Origin of the sequence: Halovenus aranensis (assembly GCF_900100385.1) — an archaeon.
Taxonomy (GTDB): domain Archaea; phylum Halobacteriota; class Halobacteria; order Halobacteriales; family Haloarculaceae; genus Halovenus; species Halovenus aranensis.
Genome location: NZ_FNFC01000010.1, coordinates 51,568 through 66,765, shown reverse-complemented (window position 1 = coordinate 66,765; position 15,198 = coordinate 51,568). Strand labels below are relative to the sequence as shown.

The 15,198-nt window shown below is 62.0% G+C and carries 15 protein-coding genes; 13 read left to right on the top strand and 2 right to left on the bottom strand.

The window, feature by feature from the left end; translation table 11 throughout:
• Positions 1-53 precede the first annotated feature (53 nt).
• From BLR34_RS11130 to BLR34_RS11125, 3 genes are read left to right on the top strand one after another with little or no spacing between them, the layout of a single operon-like run.
• Complete coding sequence (locus BLR34_RS11130) at positions 54-2,312, top strand: methyl-accepting chemotaxis protein (RefSeq protein WP_092703008.1); 2,259 nt, start codon at positions 54-56, stop codon at positions 2,310-2,312.
• A gap of 39 nt (positions 2,313-2,351) precedes the next feature.
• On the top strand, positions 2,352-2,486 hold the full coding sequence (locus tag BLR34_RS17510; protein ID WP_281240904.1) for a hypothetical protein: 135 nt from the start codon (positions 2,352-2,354) through the stop codon (positions 2,484-2,486).
• Positions 2,487-2,529: 43 nt separating this feature from the next.
• Complete coding sequence (locus BLR34_RS11125) at positions 2,530-3,036, top strand: hypothetical protein (RefSeq protein WP_092703006.1); 507 nt, start codon at positions 2,530-2,532, stop codon at positions 3,034-3,036.
• A 1-nt stretch (position 3,037) separates the two neighbouring features.
• Here the strand turns inward: BLR34_RS11125 and BLR34_RS11120 are convergent, their stop codons facing one another.
• Both BLR34_RS11120 and BLR34_RS11115 read right to left on the bottom strand, forming a co-directional pair.
• The gene (locus BLR34_RS11120) at positions 3,038-4,498 is read right to left on the bottom strand and encodes an RtcB family protein (RefSeq protein ID WP_092703004.1); all 1,461 of its coding nucleotides are present in this window, start codon (positions 4,496-4,498) and stop codon (positions 3,038-3,040) included.
• Between the two features lie 50 nt (positions 4,499-4,548).
• On the bottom strand, positions 4,549-4,866 hold the full coding sequence (locus BLR34_RS11115; RefSeq protein ID WP_092703001.1) for a hypothetical protein: 318 nt from the start codon (positions 4,864-4,866) through the stop codon (positions 4,549-4,551).
• A gap of 130 nt (positions 4,867-4,996) precedes the next feature.
• On the opposite strand from BLR34_RS11115, the gene BLR34_RS11110 reads away from it, so the two are divergent.
• The 10 genes from BLR34_RS11110 (at position 4,997) to BLR34_RS11065 (ending at position 15,174) form a co-directional block, all read left to right on the top strand.
• Positions 4,997-5,590, top strand: a complete 594-nt coding sequence (locus BLR34_RS11110) for a chemotaxis protein CheC (RefSeq protein ID WP_092703174.1) — start codon at positions 4,997-4,999, stop codon at positions 5,588-5,590.
• 133 nt (positions 5,591-5,723) lie between these two features.
• On the top strand, positions 5,724-7,619 hold the full coding sequence (locus tag BLR34_RS11105; protein WP_092702999.1) for a 2-oxoacid:acceptor oxidoreductase subunit alpha: 1,896 nt from the start codon (positions 5,724-5,726) through the stop codon (positions 7,617-7,619).
• A 27-nt stretch (positions 7,620-7,646) separates the two neighbouring features.
• Positions 7,647-8,579, top strand: a complete 933-nt coding sequence (locus tag BLR34_RS11100; RefSeq protein WP_092702997.1) for a thiamine pyrophosphate-dependent enzyme — start codon at positions 7,647-7,649, stop codon at positions 8,577-8,579.
• Positions 8,580-8,683: 104 nt separating this feature from the next.
• Complete coding sequence (gene lrpA1, locus BLR34_RS11095) at positions 8,684-9,112, top strand: HTH-type transcriptional regulator LrpA1 (RefSeq protein ID WP_092702995.1); 429 nt, start codon at positions 8,684-8,686, stop codon at positions 9,110-9,112.
• A gap of 179 nt (positions 9,113-9,291) precedes the next feature.
• The gene (locus BLR34_RS11090) at positions 9,292-10,797 is read left to right on the top strand and encodes a DHH family phosphoesterase (RefSeq protein ID WP_092702993.1); all 1,506 of its coding nucleotides are present in this window, start codon (positions 9,292-9,294) and stop codon (positions 10,795-10,797) included.
• Positions 10,798-10,842: 45 nt separating this feature from the next.
• On the top strand, positions 10,843-11,637 hold the full coding sequence (locus BLR34_RS11085) for a CBS pair associated ParBc domain-containing protein (protein WP_092702991.1): 795 nt from the start codon (positions 10,843-10,845) through the stop codon (positions 11,635-11,637).
• Between the two features lie 233 nt (positions 11,638-11,870).
• A complete protein-coding gene (locus tag BLR34_RS11080; protein ID WP_092702989.1) occupies positions 11,871-13,571 on the top strand; it encodes an acyl-CoA mutase large subunit family protein in 1,701 nt (566 codons plus the stop codon).
• Positions 13,572-13,621: 50 nt separating this feature from the next.
• Positions 13,622-13,846 (top strand): hypothetical protein, encoded by a 225-nt coding sequence (locus BLR34_RS11075; RefSeq protein ID WP_092702987.1) that lies wholly within the window; start codon positions 13,622-13,624, stop codon positions 13,844-13,846.
• 241 nt (positions 13,847-14,087) lie between these two features.
• Positions 14,088-14,591, top strand: coding sequence for a hypothetical protein (locus BLR34_RS11070; protein ID WP_143414154.1), 504 nt, complete (start codon positions 14,088-14,090; stop codon positions 14,589-14,591).
• 259 nt (positions 14,592-14,850) lie between these two features.
• On the top strand, positions 14,851-15,174 hold the full coding sequence (locus BLR34_RS11065; RefSeq protein WP_092702983.1) for a DUF5783 family protein: 324 nt from the start codon (positions 14,851-14,853) through the stop codon (positions 15,172-15,174).
• Positions 15,175-15,198 lie beyond the last annotated feature (24 nt).

Sequence of the window (15,198 nt, the reverse complement as noted above, 5' to 3'; positions counted from 1 at the left end):
TTCCTGAAGGACATGCAGGTTAAATTAAAGTCATATGCTACTCATTACCGTCCATGGGAGAACTGACGGAAGTGAATACGAACCAACAGGATACGGGGATACGACGTTTCGTTCCGTCTCTCGTCTCAGATAATCTGCTGGCAAAGTTCATCGTTGGAATCCTCCTTATCGTCTTTCTCATCGGAGTTATTGCACTGTTTTTCCAGACAAGCATCGCAGACGAACTGGATTCACAGGTCACGACCCAGGTCGAGGAGACGGCAGGGCTCCACGCCGACATCTACACTGCCTGGCAGGGCAATCGGTTCGACAATCTGGAACAGATTGCCGGGGAGGAAGGGCTGGATGTCGACAACGAGCGGGTGCGAAGCGACTTGCTCACGCGAGGGCGTGACGACTCCGACTACTTCACACAGATTCACCTCGTCGACAGGGAAAGTGGCGAAGTGCTTGCGAGTTCGGCCGACCAGGCGGTCGGCGAGAACATCTTCGAGCGTGTCAACGAGACGGTCGTCACGAGGTCAAGCGAGTTCACCACGCCGTCTACGTACACGTCAGCGACCGGCGAGACAGTCGTCGGTTTCGGTCGCCAGCGCCTGCTCGACCCCTCTCACGTACTCATCGGTGAGGTGCCTGCCGCCGGTGGCCCCGAGTTCGGGCAGACGATAGCCGACTCGCGGACAATCCTCGCCAATCAGGACGGCGATGCACTCTTCGGAGAGGAGGGCGTCGACTCGGCAGTCGTTCAGCGCGACCAGTCGGGTGACGGAAACGCGACTGTTACCCAGACTGGCGGCGAGATTCACGGCAGCGAACCCATCGGCGACACGGGGCTGACAATCGTCACCAGCAGCCCCCAAGGGGAGGCGTTCGCCATCAGAGACAGCGTCATCGAGAGCTTCGTGGTCATGCTCGCGCTGGTGTTCGGCGTGTTAATCGTCGTCGGCGTCGTCGGCGGACGCTCTATCACCAACTCGATTACGGCGCTCAACGAGCGCGCGACCGAGATGGAGAAAGGGAACCTCTCCGTGGAGTTCGAGACCTCGCGGACCGACGAAATCGGTGAACTGTACGCCGGCTTCGCCAGCATGCGTGACTCGCTCCGGGAACGGATTACCCAGGCCGAGGACGCCCTGTCTGAGGCAAACGAGGCACGGGAACGAGCCGAGACAGCCCGCGAGAAAGCGGCCAGCGCCCGCGAGGAAGCCGAGGCGATAAACGAGCAAATCGAGGCCTCTGCCGACCGGTACAGCGACGTGATGCGCCAGGCAGCCGACGGCGACCTCACCGTTCGGATGGACGCGAACAACGACAACGAGGCGATGGCGGCGATTGCACGCGATTTCAACGCGATGCTCGAGGAGTTCGCGGCGACGATTCAGGAGATTACGACCTTCGCCGACGAGGTGGCGACCGAGAGCGAGGACGTCACCGCCTCCAGCGAGGAGATTCGCGTCGCGAGCGAGGACGTGAGCCAGGCGGTTCAAGAGATTTCGAGCGGCGCAATGGAGCAAAGCGACGAGCTCCAGGCGGTGACCGCAGAGATGAACGACCTCTCGGCGACCATCGAAGAGATTGCGGCCTCCTCGGACGAAGTTGCCTCGGTCGCACAGGAGACCGCCGAGACGGGCCAAGAGGGACGCGAGGACGCACAGGCCGCAATCGAGGGAATGGAGACAATTCAGTCAGAGTCCCAGCGCGCCGTCGAGGAGATTGCACAACTGGAAGACCAGGTCAAACAGGTCGACGGCCTGATTGCCCGGATGGCCGACATCGCCGAGCAGACGAGCATCCTGGCGCTGAACGCGAATATCGAGGCCGCCAGGGCGAGCGCAGACGGCGGCGGCGGAGACGGGTTCGCGGTCGTCGCAAACGAAGTCAAAACCCTCTCCGAAGACGCGAAGGAAGCCGCCGACGAGGTCGAGCGCCGCCTCGAAGCGATTCGGGGCCAGACACGGGAGTCGGCCGAGGCCGTCCAGACAGCGAGCCAGCACGTCGACGACCACACCGAATCAGTCGAAAACGCCGCGGCCGCCTTCTCAGAGGTCGCCGAATACGCCGCCGAGACGAGCGACGGTATCGCCGAGATATCGGCGGCGGCCGACGAGCAGGCAACCTCGACCGAACGGGTCGTCGCCATGGTCGACGAGGTGGCCTCAATCGCAGAGCGCACGACCACACAGGCCGAGAACACCGCGGCAACCGCCGAACAGCAGGCCGCCTCGATGAGTTCGGTCTCGGAGAACGTCACCGACCTCGCCGAGCAGGCGGCACAGTTGTCCGAGACGCTCGACCGATTCCAGACGAACTGACTGCGATACTATTTTCCAACTCCGCCACGAATGCGCGGTATGAACGTCCCAGAACCGTTCGACCACCCATCGTTCGCGACTGCGCTGGGAACCATCTCGGGCTACCTGGTTATCCTCGCCGTGATGACGGCGCTTCTCTTCTTGGTCCCTTACGGGCTTTTTTTCCTACTCTGACCAGTCGAACGACATTTACCCGCTCGTCAAGTAGCGTAAACTGATGCGTCCGATTGGACCACGTGGCATCTCCGAGGGGACCGGGGTCGCCGTTCTGGTCGTGATGACTGTCGTCGCGACTGCGTCCGTCGGAATGACGGTGACAATTATCAACGACGACAGCAACGAGTACGGTGCAGACTTCAGCTTCGAGTACGCCGAGGAACTCAAGCACCTCCTCGTCTTCTACGACGACGGCGACGGCTTGCGCGCCGGGAATCTCGTCGTCGCCGGGCCACAGGGCGAGGTGACGTGGGCACAGATTGAAGGCCTCGCGCCCAACGAGACAGTCGAACCGAACAACCTCCCGACGCGTCTGGCCCCGGGAAACGCCTACGGCGCTGAGGTCAACGAAGAAGACTACATCGAGATTCGCTACTATCCGGAAGGGCAGCGAAACGAGGAGAACGACGACCCGTTCGAGGAAGCAGAGAGCGTCCTCCTTGCAAGCTGGAACGAGCCAAGCGAAGGCGACGGCGAGGACGGCCCAGTCGAGGCGCCCGAATCCTGAGTCAGCCTTTGATGTTACAGACGGGGTACGTTCGGGCGACCGTATCACCGATGCCGAGGGCGTCCGACACCGAGACGACGTCGTCGACATCTTTGTAGACGCCGGGGGCCTCTTCGGCGACAGTCGCACCACTTTCGGCCTTGACGTATATCTGATTGTCCTCACGCAGGTCGTCCATCACGTCTTCGCCCCAGTACTCGTTTTTCGCCTGAGTGCGTGACATCAGCCTGCCCGCACCGTGAGCGGTCGAGCCGAAGGTCTCCTCCAGCGAGTGTTCACCGCCCCGGAGGACGTAGCTGCCTGCGCCCATGCTGCCGGGGATGATGACCGGCTGGCCGACCTCTCGGTATGCCGGCGGAAGCTCCGGTCGCCCGGCGGGGAACGCACGCGTTGCCCCCTTCCGGTGAACGAACAGCTCGTTGTCCTCGCCGTCGACAGTGTGGACTTCCTTCTTGGCGATGTTGTGTGAAACGTCGTACAGCAGTTCCATTCCCATCTCCTCCCAGGAGCGGTCAAAGACGCGCTCGAACACCTGTCTGGTCTGGTGGGTGATGAGCTGGCGGTTCGTCCACGCGAAGTTGATGGCCGCACACATCGCGCCGTAGTAGTCCTCGGCGAGCTGTGAGCCGGCCGGTGCCGCCGCGAGTTCCTTGCTGGGAAGCTGGTTGAGCAGGCCTTCGTGGGTCTGCTCGATATCACGGAGGTAGTCGGTACACACCTGGTGGCCGAGCCCGCGGGAACCGCAGTGGATGAGAACGACTATCTGGTCCTCGCGGAGGCCAAACTCCGCTGCCACGTCGTCGCGGTAGATGTCAGTCACGCGCTGAACTTCGAGGAAGTGGTTGCCGCTGCCGAGACTGCCTGCCTGGTTGCGTCCGCGGTCTTTGGCCTTCTGTGAGACCGTCTGTGGGTCGGCCTCGGGGCGAACCCCTTCGTCTTCGCAGTGTGCGAGGTCGGCCTCAACACCGTAGCCTGCCTCGACGGCCCACTCGACGCCCCGGTCGAGAATCTCCTCGACGGGTGCGTTGTCGACGACCGCCCCGCCGCCGAGCCCGGTCGGCACGTTCGCAAACAGGCTGTTGAGGAGTTCTTCCTCGTTTCCCTGAATGTCGTCGTACGTCAGGTTCGTTTTCACCATCCTGACGCCGCAGTTGATGTCGTACCCGACCGCTCCGGGACTGATACAGCCGTCTTCGGCATCGAGGGCAGCGACGCCGCCGACAGGAAACCCGTACCCCTGGTGGCCGTCCGGCATGCAGATGGCGTACTCCTGGATGCCCGGCAGGTGGGTCGTGTTACGGAGTTGCTCGAGTGTCTTGTCGTCAGATATCTGTTCGAGAAGCGCTTCGTTTGCGAGTACGCGCGCGGGGACGCGCATGTCTCCCTCCTGTGGTAGCTCCCAGACGTGTTCTCGGACATGTTCGAGGGTGAAATCTCCGGCGTCGAACGTTTTCTCGGTCATACAGGAGCGTCCGCGTCGAACGCTCAAGAATGCTTCCGTGCGAGCCGGACTCAGTTCGTCCGCTGCCAGGAGGCATCCTCGCCGAGGGCGTCGAGTGCAGACTCCGCCTCTCCGTTGGTCGCGCCGTAGAACCGCTCGCGGTCGACGGGTGTCCGGAGACAGAACACCACCGTGTTGCTGGTCACGTCGTGAATTGTGAGTGTCCAGGCAGTAGTTCCGTGCTCCCAACTGCTGTGGACGGTCGCTTCCTCGTCGTCGACGACCCGCGTCCCCAACTCCCAGCTCAGCTGCGTGGCGTGTGTGAGTTCGAAGGGGACGACATCGGGCAGACGCGCGGCCCCGGCGTTTTCGGTGCTATGCGTACTCATGACAACTCACTCGGAGCCCACAATCAAAAAACTCACTCATTCCGTCCCAAGGCGTCGCTGGGGTGTGAGGGACACGTATTATATAGGCGCGGCCTCAACACACCTGCAACGCGTACTCATGAGTTCGTTGATGATAGACATCCGAAAGCTCGGGTTGTTTAACAAGATGGCCAAGGAAGGGGGAAACACCGTCGCAGACCATCTGAGCCAGATGACGGGGATGGAGACCGAGATGGAAATCACGAAAATCAACTTCATCGATATCCCTGATATCCGCGCCCACGTGGGCGATGACAAGCAGATTGGCATCAGTATCGAGATGGTCGAGCGCCCCTACGGACATATTCTCTTTTTGTTCAACGCGCCTGATGCGAAGAAACTCGCCCACGGGATGATGGGCGACATGGCGGGGGCCGAGGAATCCGACGATGGATTCTCGGACATGGAGCGGTCGGCAATCCAGGAAATCGGCAACATCATGACCAGCGGCTTCATCGACGGCTGGGCGAACGTACTGGAGACGACAATCGACATGTCGACGCCGACCTTTACCTACGGCCCCGGCTCCAGCATGGTCAACGACCTCGTTGGCGAGCGCGACGACGAGATGGCGCTTATGTTCGACTCCCGCGTCCAGGCTCTCGAAGAGGATATCAACGTCACCGTCTACACGTTCCCCGAACTCCAGGAACTCGTCAGCCTCATGCAGGAAATCGAGCCCTGAATCGGTTCCAGTCGGTCGGTTGTGTGCCTATTCCTAGTGATAAAACATGTGGATTGTTATAGTGTGACAAGTATTTAGTGGTGAAGGTCGTTTGCCTAGCTATGGGAGACACACCCGAGCCGAGGTGGTACCGATGACTGTCCACGAACTCAAGTGGCGTATCGCCGGCGGGTCCGGCGACGGTATCGACTCGACGAGTCAGAATTTTGCGAAGGCACTGATGCGTGCCGGGCTGGACGTGTTTACACACCGGCACTATCCCTCGCGGATTCGCGGCGGTCACACGTACGTCGAAGTTCGGGCCCGGCCCGACGACGTTCGCTCGCGCGGCGACGGATTCGACTTCCTGCTCTCGCTCGGTGACAGCTTCGCCCGCAATCCCGACGACGAAGCCTACTACGGCGAAGAGGAGCTGAAGCCACTCTACGAGCATTTCGACGACCTCAACGAGGGCGGCGTCATCGTCTACGACAGCGGACTCATCGACGAGGAGGCTGTCGAGGCAATCGACCTCCACGAGCGCGCAGAAGAGAACAACTGGCACGTCTACCCGGTCGACCTCCGCGGGCTCGCCCGCGAACACGGCCGGGAAGTGATGCGCAACACCGCCGGTGTCGGCGTCAGCGCAGCGCTGCTGGGTATCGACACGACCTACTTCGAAGAACTGATGCAGGAAGTGATGGGCGGCGACATCGCCGAGGCCAACATCGAGACGCTGAACGCAGCCTACGACCACGCCCAGGAACTCGACCACACCCACGACCTCGAGGTTCCCGAAGGCGACCACGACGGCGAGCAGGCGATGGTCACAGGGAGCGACGCCATCGCTTACGGCGCACTGGACGCTGGCTGTCGGTTCATTTCGGGGTATCCGATGACGCCCTGGACCGACGTGTTCACTATCATGTCCCAGAATCTGCCTCGCTTTGGCGGTATCGCCGAGCAGGTCGAGGACGAAATCGCCGCCGCGTCGCTGGCAATCGGTGCCTCACACACCGGCGTCAAGGCAATGTCCGGCTCCTCTGGCGGCGGATTCGCGCTCATGTCAGAGCCCCTGGGTCTGGCGGAGATGACCGAGACGCCTGTCGTCTTGGTCGAGGCGATGCGGGCCGGCCCATCGACCGGAATGCCGACCAAGTCGGAACAGGCCGACCTCGAACACGTTCTCTACACCAGTCAGGGCGACTCCTGTCGGGTCGTGTTCGCGCCGGGCAACGTTCAGGAAGCATACGAGCAGACGCGGCAGGCCTTCAAGTACGCGTACGACTACCACCTGCCCGCTATCGTCCTGTACGACCAGAAACTCGGCGGGGAGATGCGCAACGTTCCGGCAGAGTTCTTCGACCGCGAACCCGACCCCGACCCGGGTGCGGTGCTCACCGAGGACGAACTGGCCGAAGCGGCCCACGACGCCGCCGGCAAGTTCAAACGCTTCGACTACGAGGGCGACGACGTCGTCAATCCGCGGTCGGTCCCCGGTCAGGAGGGCGGACGCTTCCTCGCGACAGGCAACGAGTCCCAAGAGGTCGGCCACATCAACGAGGACCCCGACATCCGGACCAAACAGATGGACCGTCGGCTGGGGAAACTGTCGGCCATCCGCGAGGACCTCGACGAAGGCGAGGAGTCGAACCAGACCTACCACGGCCCCGCCGACGCCGACTACGGCGTTCTCGTCTGGGGAAGCCAGCAGGACACCGTCTTCGAGGCGGTCGACCGGCTCAACGACCGCGGCAGCTCGGTCAAGGCCCTGGGCGTCAGCGACCTGATGCCGTATCCCGAAGAGGAGGTGACTGCGTTCCTCGAAAGCGTCGAGGAGTGCCTCGTCGTCGAGATGAACGCGACCGCACAGTTCCGCGGTCTCACCCAGAAGGAGCTTGGCCGGTTCGGGCCGAAGCTGACGAGCCTGCTCAAGTACGACGGCGAACCGTTCGAGCCCAGCGAAGTCGTCGAGGGCTTCGAAGCGAGCATCGAGGAGACCGACCTCCCCGGTGGCAACATGCGGCTCGTCCCCACGGCAGGTGACTGACGTGGCTGACACACGAGGTGACACACGATGACAGCATTCTCCGCAATCCACGAGGAGCACGAATCGGACAAGGAAGATTTCACCCCCGGCGTCGAACCCCAGCCCACGTGGTGTCCGGGCTGTGGCGACTTCGCGGTCCTGAAGGCGCTCAAGGGCGCGATGCCCGAACTCGGCCGCTCGCCCGAAGAAGTGATGCTCGTGACGGGCATCGGCTGCTCGGGCAAGCTCTCCAGTTACTTCGAGAGTTACGGCTATCACTCCATTCACGGCCGCGCGCTGCCGGTCGCCCGCGCCAGCAAGCTCGCCAACCCCGGTCTCGAAGTCATCGCGGCCGGCGGTGACGGCGACGGCTACGGCATCGGCGGCAACCACTTCATGCACACAGCCCGCGAGAACCACGACATGACCTACATCGTGTTCAACAACGAAATCTTCGGGTTGACGAAGGGCCAGACCTCGCCGACGAGCCCGAAGGGGCACAAATCGAAGACACAGCCCTCGGGCAGTGCGAAGGACCCGGTTCGGCCACTGACGCTCTCGCTGGCCTCCGGCGCGTCGTACATCGCTCGGACGGCGGCGACGAACCCGCGCCAGGCCCAGGAGATTATCGCCGAGGCAGTCGAACACGATGGCTTCGCCCACGTCGATTTCCTCACCCAGTGTCCCACCTGGAACAAGGACGCAAAGGAGTACGTCCCGTACACGGACGTACAGGACGAGTACGACTTCGACCGCACCGACCGACGCGAGGCCGCCGACATGATGTACGAAGCCGAGACGAAGCTACACGAGGGCGAGGTGCTGACGGGTCGGTTCTACCGCGACGAACAGCGCCCCTCCTACGGCCAGGAGAAGCGCTCGACCGGCGAGATGCCAGAGGACCACCTCGCCGAGCGGTACTTCGAGGACGACCCCGAGTTCGAACGCGTCGCTGACCACCTCATCGACCGCCACAAGTAGCCGAAATTGCCGGTCTGACGGTCGCTCGTGGCGCTCTCGCCCGCGTTCAACGTACTTTTCCACTTCGGAAGATATTTTTTTGTATAGTGTAAAGATGGAGCCATATGAGCGTCGAGGCGACCGAACAGCGAATCTTGTCCGTGCTCGAAGAGGACGCGCAGGCGTCGTACGCCGAGATAGCCGAACGGGCCGACGTCTCGAAGCCCACCGTCCGCAAGTACATCCAGAAGCTCGAAGAGGAGGGAGTCATCGTGGGCTACTCCGCCGATGTCGACCCGAAGAAACTCTCCAGTCAGTCCATCGCACTCGTCGGTGTCGACGTCGAGAGTGAACGCTACGTCGACGTGACCCGCGAACTCAAGGGGTTCGACTCCATCGAGGCGCTGTATACCTCCAGTGGCGACCACACGCTGATGGCCGAAATCCGTGCTCCCGACGGCGACGCGCTCGGCGAGATAATCAACGAAGACATCATGAAACTCGAGGGTGTCAGTGCGGCCCATCCATCGTTCCTCCAGGAACGGCTGAAGTAACCGCCCGAGTCGGTCGCCATCGACGCCCTCCGTTTCTCGACCCGATGCCACACCACGCCGGCACGTCCGGAGAAGTGTGACCGCTCGCTACGCTCGGTCTCGGCGGGCTGGTCACGATTACGATGGACGGGTGTGACGGAAACACGAGCTTTTAGAGGGAGTGTCACAGAGTAGCAGATATGATAGACCGACTGGTCCTGGGCAGCGGGACCCTCGTGCAGCGAGTGGTCGGAGCGCTCCGGGACCAGTCCGGCTCGGTTCGTGTCGTCACCGATGAAGAGAGTCTGGCGACGACCCTTCGCAACGAAGGAACCGTCGTCGAGGCGTGTGACCCAGCCGACGCCGAGGCACTCGCCGACCTGACGGCCGAGATGGTCGTCGTGGTCGAAGAGAGACAGACTCAGGCCGTCGAGACGGCGCGTGCGGCCCGGACAGCGTTTCCCGACACGTATCTGCTGGCCTACGTCGCCCGAGACGCCCCCACGGCCGAGGACGAGCTCCGTACGGTCGCCGACCGGGTAGCAAACCCCTACCGACAGGCGGCGTCTCACGTCCTCGACCGTGTCGGCGGGACGGGACAGCAACTCCAACAGCTCAAGCGCGTCTTGCGTAGCATCGACCGTCTCGCGGTGGTGGCACACGACAACCCCGACCCGGATGCCATCGCCAGTGGCACCGCGCTCGCCAGGCTCGCCGCCTCGGCGGGCTGTGACCCGCAGGTGTGTTATCACGGCGAGATAACCCATCAGGAAAACCGTGCCTTCGTCAACGTCCTCGATTTGGACCTGCGACAGCTCGACCCGGGAGAGGGCGTCGCGGCCTTCGACGGCATCGCGCTGGTCGACCACGCTCGACCCAGTGTCAACAACCAGCTTCCAGACGACAGCGATATCGACATCGTCATCGACCACCACCCGCCGCGAGCGCCCGTCGACGCCCGCTTTGTCGACCTGCGCAGCGGCGTCGGCGCGACGAGCACACTGCTCGTTGACTATTTCGACCTGTTCGGCACCGAGTTGGATACGACCGTCGCCACCGCGTTGCTGTTTGGCATCCACGTCGACACGAAGGGGTTCAACCGTGAGGTATCGCCAGCTGATTTCGAGGCGGCGGCGACGGTTCTGCCGGCAGCGGACCTTGGTGTCCTCGAACGTGTCGAGTCGCCGTCGATGACCTCGAAGACACTCGACATTATCGCAAGCGCCATCCAAAGCCGCCGTGTCGAGGGGAAGGTGTTGATGAGCTGTGTCGGCGACCTCGCCGAGCGAGACGCGCTCGCGCAGGCGGCCGACCGCCTGCTCCAGCTCGAATCTATCACCGCGACGCTCGTCTACGGCGTCAAGGATGGGACGATTTACGCATCCGCCCGCTCACACGGCGTCGAAGTCGACATCGGCGAGACGATGCGCGAGGCGTTCGACCCGATAGGGAGCGCGGGCGGCCACGTCGACATGGCGGGCGCACAGATTTCGCTTGGCATCCTCGACGCTGTCGAGGAACAGGAGTCCTCGCTCGTCGAGATTGTCGAAGACATCGTCGAAGAACGGTTCCTCGATGCCATCGCGGCGACGACAACGCTTCGGACTCAGCCCGTCGACGACCACTTCGAGGGCGACCGGTATCTCGTCCAAGACGACGACCGAGCCATCGGGTCGGGTGCGTTCACCCGGGACGAGGACAGATAGCGGCAGACGAGAGGCTTTTGCCCTTCGTCCCCGTCGGTGCGTATAATGACAGCGGACCGAAAGCCCAGCGTCGAGGATTACATGACGCGAGAGGTGGCGACAGTGTCGCCGGACGCGACCGTCGGCGAGGTTGCCCGGCGCATCGCCGAGAGTGACGGACACAGCGGCTTCCCAGTCTGTGACGGCCGCCACGTCGAGGGGTTCGTCGCCGCCCGCGACCTCCTGTTACACGACGACGGCGAGCCGATATTCAAGATTATGACCCGTGACCTGCTGGTCGCTCACCCGGAGATGAAACTCGACGACGCCGCCCGGGTCATTCTCCGGTCGGGCATCCAGCGCCTCCCCGTGGTCGACGACGCCGGCAATCTCGTGGGAATCATCTCGAACGCCGACGTGATACGCAGTCAGATAGAGCGAGCCACGCCTGGGAAAGTCGACAAACTCATGCGGACACTGGAGAACATCCACGGCGTCGCCGCCCGTGAGGAGCGCCGCGAGATTGACCTGCGTGCGTTGACTCCCACACAGGGGAAGGTGTACGCCGACGAACTCGAAGGCCGCAAATACGAACTCGAACGCGGTCTGGCCGAGCCGCTGGTCGTCGTCGAGACGCCAGCGGACTGTCTGCTCGCGGACGGCCACCACCGCGTCAAGGCCGCCAGCGACCTCGGTATCGAGACGATGGACGCCTACGTTATCGTCATCGACGAGGCCGTCGACATCGGCATGGCAAAGACCGCCGAAAAGGAGAATCTCGACGCAATCGCCGATATCGAGGCTGTCGACTACGCGCATCACCCCCTCATCGAAACGACACAGCGCCTCCAAGAGCAGTGAATCGCCTCGGTGTCAAGTGGTTCGAGAGACTTCGTCTCTCGTCATCACGGAAGACTGCGTCTTCCCTACGACCCCGAGGCATTCGCCTAGGCCGCCTGTAAACGACGACGACCCCCTCGTCTGCTGGCAGTTGTCCTGTCGACAGCGGCCGCTGTACCGTGAGACCCGGCAGTTGGTCGGATACTACTGTTCTATCCGGAATTTTATTGCGGGAGCCCCACGTACTGGGTGACATGTTCGACGAGGACGAACTCGACAAAATCCGCGAGTCGGCCGCCGAGTGGGAGACAGAGCGGCGCGACCCGGTGCTCGACGCCTACGGGGAACGACAGGACCGCTTTGCCACAGTATCGAACCTGGAGGTCGACCGACTGTATACGCCCGACGACGTCGAGGACATGGACTTCGAGGAGGATATCGGCTTCCCGGGCGAGCCGCCGTACACGCGCGGCGTCTACCCGACGATGCACCGCGGCCGGACCTGGACGATGCGCCAGTTCGCCGGCTTCGGGACCGCCGAGGAGACAAACGAGCGGTTCCATTATCTCATCGACGAGGGCCAGACCGGCCTCTCGACGGCGTTTGACATGCCCACGCTGATGGGTATCGACTCCGACCACAAGATGAGTCGGGGCGAGGTCGGCAAGGAGGGTGTGGCGGTCGACACGCTGCGGGACATGGAGATTCTGTTCGACGGCATCGACCTCGGAGAGGTCTCGACGTCGTTTACCATCAATCCCAGCGCAGCGGTCATCTACGCCATGTACATCGCGCTGGCCGACCAGCAGGACGTTCCACGCGAGGAGATTCGGGGCACGCTTCAAAACGACATGCTCAAAGAGTTCATCGCACAGAAAGAGTGGGTCGTTCCCCCGGAGCCGTCGCTGCGTGTCGTCACGGACATCATCGAGTTCTCCGCCGAGAACACGCCAAAGTTCAAGCCCGTCTCCATCTCGGGGTATCACATCCGCGAGGCCGGCTCGACGGCCGTCGAGGAGCTCGCCTTTACCCTTGCTGATGGGATGGCCTACGTCGAGGACTGCCTCGACCGCGGGATGGATATCGACGAGTTCGGGCCGACGCTTTCGTTTTTCTTCAACTCCCATAACTCCTTTTTCGAGGAAATCGCGAAGTTCCGCGCGGCGCGGCGCATCTGGGGTCGGGTCACCGAAGAGTGGTACGACGCAGAAACCGAGGCCGCCCGCAAGCTCAAGTTCCACACCCAGACGGCCGGCCAGTCTTTGACCGCACAACAGCCGCTGAACAACATCTCCCGCGTGACAATCCAGGCACTGGCCGCAGTGCTGGGTGGCACACAGAGCCTTCACACCAACAGCTACGACGAGGCGCTGGCCCTGCCAAGTGAGGAGGCCGTTCGGGTGGCGCTGCGGACCCAGCAGATTATCGCCGAGGAGTCCGGTGCGGCCGATATCGTGGACCCACTCGGTGGCTCGTTTGCCGTCGAGTCCCTCACCAACGAGGTCGAGGAGGAGGCGATGGAATACATCGAGGAAATCAAAGAGATGGGCGACGGCTCGATGAAAGACGGCGTCTTGCGCGGCATTCAGGACGGCTACTTCCAGCGCGAGATTCAGGAGTCGGCCTACGAGTATCAAGAGCGTGTCGAACGCGGCGAGGAGACCGTCGTCGGCGTCAACAAATACGAAATCGAGGAGGACACCGAACCGGAACTGCTTCAGGTCGACAAGGAGACCGAGCGCCGCCAGAAAGACCGCCTCGCACAGGTCAAAGACGAACGCGACGAGGAGGTAGTCGAGGCGACGCTCGACGAACTCGACGACGCTATCCGTAACGGCGACAACGTCGTCCCGCCGATTATCGACGCGGTGAAAGCCTACGCGACGATGGGCGAGATTATGGGCGTCTTCGAGGACCAGTACGGCTCCTACCAGGAGACACTCAGCGTCGCCTGATTCGGCCCGATGCGGCAAGCCTAATGCCCGTCGGTGACAGCCTCTGACTGATGAACGAGCGTGACGGCTTCGATATCGCCCTCGTCGTGTTGGTCGGCCTCGCGCTCGCTCGCGAGTCGCTGGCCAGCAGGTCTGGCCGTGTCACGACTATCGAGGCCCTCGTCGGCGCAGTGACGGAGCTCGACCCGGTATATTACCTCATCGTCGGCGGCGTCTTCGGTGTGTTTTTCCTCAGCTACATCACCATCTATCTCCCGCAGAAACAGAACTCGTAGCCGGCCACCGCAGTGATGGGAAGCGGTTGACACGCTTTCCGGTCGGCCCAACTCATGTAGGTAACACGACGGTACTCGGTATTACTGCTAGCTGTCACAAACAACGTCCTCAACCCAAAGAAAATATTCGCTGACCGGTACGCTCAACGACGCTAGTCGAGTTGCCTAGCCACACGAACGAGCCGTTCGGAGACGGCACTTGAACGAAAGGGATATGACCGTTGGATGAGCAGTGGTCGTTATGCGTCGTCGTGCCCTCCTCTCCGCCACTGTTGGAATGACCGTAGGTAGCGCTGGTTGTCTCGCATCGATACGCGATTCCAACCGCCAGATGGTCCAGCTCGGCTGGTTCGGTGTCCACAATGCCGATCCAAAATCCAGCCATACTTTCACGCTTATTGTCGAGAGAGATGGAAACGTCGTTCACGAATCGTCACACGATGTCGATGCAGCGGAATACTCCGACCCCGGCGTGGCAATGGATGGTGCCGTCGCTGAGTGCACGTGGAAAGGAACGTCCGGTGATTACTCTGTTCGTGTCCGTCGGGACGGAGAGGAAGAGACCGAGAAATCAGTCAGTGCGTTCGCGGCAGAAAGAGGAGTTGAGTGTGTGGTTGCAGAGGCCGAATACGAAAACTACGATGTCACCTCGGATTTCCTCGACGGGAAGCGCCTCTCCATTTCCCTTCGAGAAGGCTGTGACAACGACGGCTACGCCGGAAAGTGTTCCGTTACCCAGGAGTGACACACTCCGAGTCTCGGACTGCCCGATCAAGGGTTCTGTTCCGAACCTAGTCGCGTTCTCGGAAGCCTAGACAGCGGTGTTAGAAGCAGGACTCGACACGTTGGAGACGCAGGACCAGTCGTAACGTGGCGGTTTCTTACCGGAGGTTACGCGATTCACGCCCGGATTCGATCGCTGTATCAAGACAGCCGTCGAATCGTCACGTGATACGTTCGTCCAAACGGCAAGAATTTGGGTGTCGGTCCGCTATCGTCACCCGATGACCGACTTCGACCCCGAGAAATTCGAGGATAAGTACGCCAACTACTTCACAGAACTCCAGCGCGCCTACAAACAGGCCTTCGAGACGATGAACGACGCCTACGACTCGGAGCTGATTCACGCCATCGACCAGGGGATTCTCGCCGAGAGCGAACCGTTCTACGAGGGCAACGGCCAGTTCCGTATCGAGTTGCCAGAGAACCCCGCCGACCGACTGCAGGGCGTCGTCGTCGACGAGGAGAAACTCGACGCCACGCTCGACCGCTATCTCGACGAAATAGAGGCCGAACTTCAGGACGTGTTCGGACTCGCCGAGGACTGACCGGTCACTGTCCGCTCGACAATT